The sequence below is a fragment of the Streptomyces sp. NPDC104309 genome (assembly GCF_055584025.1).
In genome coordinates this window covers 1-4,389 of record NZ_JBVJMV010000086.1, presented here as the reverse complement: position 1 = coordinate 4,389, position 4,389 = coordinate 1, and the positions used below count along the sequence as shown (strand labels likewise).

The window sequence follows — 4,389 nt, the reverse complement described above, 5'->3', positions numbered from 1 at the left end:
TCCGCCTGTTCACCGCGGCCGGACAGCTCATGACCACTGGCCGTCAGCGAATCCTCCGCATGGCCCGGCACTGGCCCTGGACCGGTCACATCACCGCAGCCCTCGACCGGCTCAGCCAACTACCCAACCCTGGCTGAACAGCGGATCCCCGCCCCTTCGACAGCACCTCAACACCCGGAGCAAGTGGAACCCGGCGCCACCCCGAGACGACACTCGGGCCCTCGGCCTGCACAGCCCCAGCCCACGGCACGAAAACGGTCCACCGACTCCGTCGACGGACCGTCACGAAACATCGAGGTTAGTGAGGCAATCGGTCCCGCTATCCATACGTATCGTGAGTTGAGGGCGATCCGTAAGATCCTGATGGCGTCTCATCAGGCAGGTGCTACGTTGTGGCCTCAGGGGAGTGGCACGGCGCATCACACCGGACCGAGCAGCTTGGATCTGCACCTGGTGCGCCCGGTCGCAGGGGTGGGACTTGCGCCGCTCAGGGCAAGCACGATCAGTAGTGGGGAACGTGGCGCGAGCAGGGTCGCATTCGGCGGCAGGGCAGATGACCGGATATCTCTATCAGTGCGAGCTTGCCCTGCTTGAGCTCGCCCGCCGCAGCTGGCAGGAGCCCACGGTCGAGGTCCGCATGGAACTCCTCGACGACATCGAGTTCCTCGACCCGGACAAGACCCCCCTCGAACTGCTACAGGCCAAACACCGTGAAGCCGCCGGCTCTTTGAGTGAGACCGGCAAGGACTTCTGGCGCTCGGTCGCGTCCTGGATCGACGCACTCAAAAAGCTCTCCGACCCCTCGGGCACCGCCATGCCCATCCTGCGCCTGGTCTCGACCCAGACCGCACCGCCGGGCACCTTCTTCCATTACCTCAGCGCCAGCCCGGACAGGGACGAGGCCATGGCGCTGGAACGCATGGAGCAGACCGCCCGCGACGACGACGGACCCGGCACCACCGCGGACGACCGCGAGCTGTTCATGCAACTCACCCCGACCCAGCGCCAGCAGTTCGTCAGGGCCATCACGGTCGACGACGGGGCCCCCGTGATGTCAGACCTGGACTCTAGTCTGGCCAAGGAACTGGGGATCACGCCGAGCGACCACGCTCAGGCCGCCCTCGAGGAGATCAAGGGGTGGTGGTACGGCATGGCGGTCAAGCTGCTGGAACGCAAGAACCCCCAGCGCATGCGCGCCTCCGTCAGCGCCCAGGAACTCATGTGCAGGCGGGACGAGGTCACCGGCCGCTACGCCGGCAGGAACCTGCCGATCACCGAGACGCTGCGCAATCTCACCCAGGCGGAGATCGCAGGCTACAGCGACCGTTTGGTCGTCACCCAGATGCGGTGGATCGGGCTGCCCGACGACGAAGTGGCGATGCACCTGCGCGACTACCACCTGGCGCGGGCCCAGCGTTCCGAATGGCTGCGCACCTTCAAGATCACCCCGGAGCGCCTCGACGAATACGAAGGCGAACTCCACTACGAGTGGGAGTCCGCCTTCCGCCGCCGGACCCGGCGCGTCAGCGACGACATCAGCGAAGAAGACCGCCAGTCCATCGGCCAGGAAATCCTGGACGCCACCATGGACCGCGTCGCTGACACCCCGCTCCGCCCCGGCAGCGTCACCGCACCCTGGGTTGGCACGGGCAGCGCCCACGGCCTGGCCGACCAGGCAGACACCGCACAACCCGGTCGGCAACTGGGCTGGCACCCCGACTACAGCAGCCGTTGCAAGAGCCCCAACGAGACGCAGGAACAGTGACGACCGACTCCCACCGCAACGTGTCGGAGACGCAGGCACTGTTCAACCCTGCCTTCGGCGCCTACCTCCTGGCCAGCGCCGTCAACACCGCCACGAAAAAGGCGGAGAGGCCCTTGCCCTGGCCCAGCGCGTTCCTGATCTTGCCTCTCGTGCTGCCCACAGACACCCGAAGCTCACTACCGGGCAAATCCACCGTCACACTCACGGCCTGGGCCAACGAACACCCGCGTCTGCAGGCCGCATTCGCCGAACGTGCCGCAGCACTGACCACGTACACGCGCGCCAGCCTGCGTACCGCCATGCGCCACCACGCCATAGACGTCACCCCCGGCGGACTGGTCTGCCCCCGCATTCCCAAGCCCGCCTCCGCCGCCCCCGGCGAAGAGGTCGCCGACTGTGCCCGCGCAGCGGCGCTGGTCGGCCGCTGGCTCGCCGTGACCGACCCCGCCCGAGCCTTCATCGCTCTCGGCATCCGACCCTGACCCACCCCCTCGAAAAGGAGCCCCAGAACCGTCATGCAGCTGCTCGCCCTGGCCCTGTACCACCGAGACGGCAGGAAGCCCCCGAGGGTCCTGCGGTTCCGCCCCGGGGCGCTCAACATCCTCACCGGCGAGTCGGAGACCGGTAAGTCCGAAGTCCTCACCATCGTCGACTACTGCCTCGGACGCCGTGCCCCTAACCTGCCTGACGACCTGATCGACCAGACCGTCGGCTGGTACGCCCTCCTGGTCACCTTCGCTGACAACTCGCGCATGGTCCTGGCCCGGCCCCGCCCGGCCGGAGCCTCCACCCACCACGCGTTCACCCGCACCGGCGACGCCACTCTCGACATCCCCCGACCCGACGAACTCATCAACAACTCCAACGTCGCGGTCCTGCGCAGCGAACTCAGCGGCCGGCTCGGGATCGAGGACTTCCACTTCCAGCCGCCCACCGGCGCTGCACGCAACGCCTTCGATGTCTCCATCGCCCAAGCGGCCCTGCTCTGTTTCCAAAGCCAGAACGAGATCGCTGACCAGACGGCCCTGTTCCACCGCCAGACCGAAGCGGGCATGGCCCAGGCACTCAAGGACACCCTGCCTTACTTCCTCGGCGCTGCCGGCCCCGAACAATCCCTGCGCCGTCACCGCCTCGGCGAAGCCCAGCGAGCCCAACGCGCAGCCCAGCGGAAACTCGACGACGCCCTGCGTCACCAGCAGGCCATGGACGCCAACGGTCTCGCCCTTGTCCGCCTCGCGGAGACCGAAGGCCTCCTCACCGACGTGCCCGCAGCCCCCGACGCCTCCCAGGTCCCCGACCTCCTCCACCAGGCCCTGGCCGCCGCACCACAGACCGCAGCCCCACTGGAACTGCGCGACCGGCGCCAAGAACTCAGCAACGAACGCCGCGTCCTGCGCGAACAACTGCAGGAATTCGACGACGCCCTGACGGCCGTCGACCGCTGGCAGCAGCAGGGCCGGGCCTTCACCGGCGAGCTCCATCTCCAGCTCGACCGTCTCAAAACACTCGATCTCTTGGGCCCTGAACGCCAGCACGACACCAGCGTGTGCCCCATGTGCACCCAGCCCCTGGAACACCCAGACCCCACCGCGCAGGACATCTCCGAACTGACCGGCCACCTCGCACAAGAACTCGCCCAGGCACAGACACTTCAGCCCGTCCGCGAAGAACACCGACGCGCCCTTCAGACCGAACGCGCCGACGTCACCGAGCGCCTCAGGCTCAACGGCGCCCAGCTCAGAGAACTCCTGGCGAGCGACGAGCGCCTGCGTAACCTGCAGGAACAGAACCTACGCGTCGCGCACATCCAGGGCCGGATCTCCGAAGCACTCACCCGCACGGGCACTGACAGCGACATCACCCGCCTGCGCCACAACCTTGTCCTAGCTCAGGAACACGCCGCCACGCTTGAACAGCTCGTCAACGAAGACGACGTCACAGCCGAAACCGAGCGCCGGCTTGCAGACATTGCCATCATGATGACTGCCTGGGCCAAGCGACTCAGCCTCGGAGGAGCCGCCGACGCCACCGAAGTGGGGATCAGCCTCAAACTCCTCAACGTCGTCCTCAGGCGACCCGCCGGACGACTGCCCCTCACCCGCATCGGCAGCGCCAAGAACCACATCGGCTACCACCTGGTTGCCCACCTCGCCCTGCACACCTACCTGCGACGCAACAACCGTCCCGTCCCCAGCTTTCTCATGCTCGACCAGCCCACCCAGGCGTTCTTCCCGGAAAAGCCCCGCGACGCATCCACCGTCCAAGACGCCGACTGGGCCACCGTCACCGCATACTTCGAACTCCTCAACGATGTGGCACAGCTCAACCAGGGTGCATTCCAGATCATCGTCTGTGATCACGCGAACCTGCCCGAAAGCTGGTTCCAGGAAGCTGTGATCGGCAACTGGCGCCCCGGTGACGAAGGCAACCGCACCGCTCTGATTCCTCTGAACTGGCTCGACTGACGACACCGCCGACGCCGCTCGGCCACCGCGCCGCGGCCGGGCAACACGGGCTCCAACACCGAGAGTGAGGTTCCCCCGGCGTGCGGGAGGTGCTGATCAGCTGGTCAGGGCGGGTTGACGGGGTTTCAGGTTCGTTCGTTCGGCCGTTGCCTGGTCGGC

General features: G+C 67.1%; 3 protein-coding genes. All 3 read left to right on the top strand.

The features are described 5' to 3' along the window. Window positions 1–553 precede the first annotated feature (553 nt). Genes ACZ68L_RS45050 through ACZ68L_RS45040 form a run of 3 tightly spaced genes read left to right on the top strand, consistent with a single transcriptional unit; the run spans window position 554 to window position 4,230 of the window. Window positions 554–1,765, top strand: coding sequence for an ABC-three component system protein (locus ACZ68L_RS45050; protein WP_469590361.1), 1,212 nt, complete (start codon window positions 554–556; stop codon window positions 1,763–1,765). After that, window positions 1,762–2,247 carry a three component ABC system middle component gene (locus ACZ68L_RS45045; protein WP_469590357.1) on the top strand — a complete coding sequence of 162 codons (486 nt, stop codon included), beginning with the start codon at window positions 1,762–1,764 and terminating at the stop codon, window positions 2,245–2,247. The genes ACZ68L_RS45050 and ACZ68L_RS45045 overlap by 4 nt, the downstream gene beginning before the upstream one ends. Before the next feature lie 33 nt (window positions 2,248–2,280). Continuing rightward, complete coding sequence (locus tag ACZ68L_RS45040) at window positions 2,281–4,230, top strand: DUF3732 domain-containing protein (protein WP_469590354.1); 1,950 nt, start codon at window positions 2,281–2,283, stop codon at window positions 4,228–4,230. Window positions 4,231–4,389: the final 159 nt, after the last annotated feature.

What these genes read in the sequence shown, in the direction of transcription:
- ACZ68L_RS45050 (WP_469590361.1), top strand. Translation starts at nt 554, where the DNA reads ATGACCGGATATCTCTATCAGTGCGAGCTTGCCCTGCTTGAGCTCGCC.
- ACZ68L_RS45040 (WP_469590354.1), top strand. Translation starts at nt 2,281, where the DNA reads ATGCAGCTGCTCGCCCTGGCCCTGTACCACCGAGACGGCAGGAAGCCC.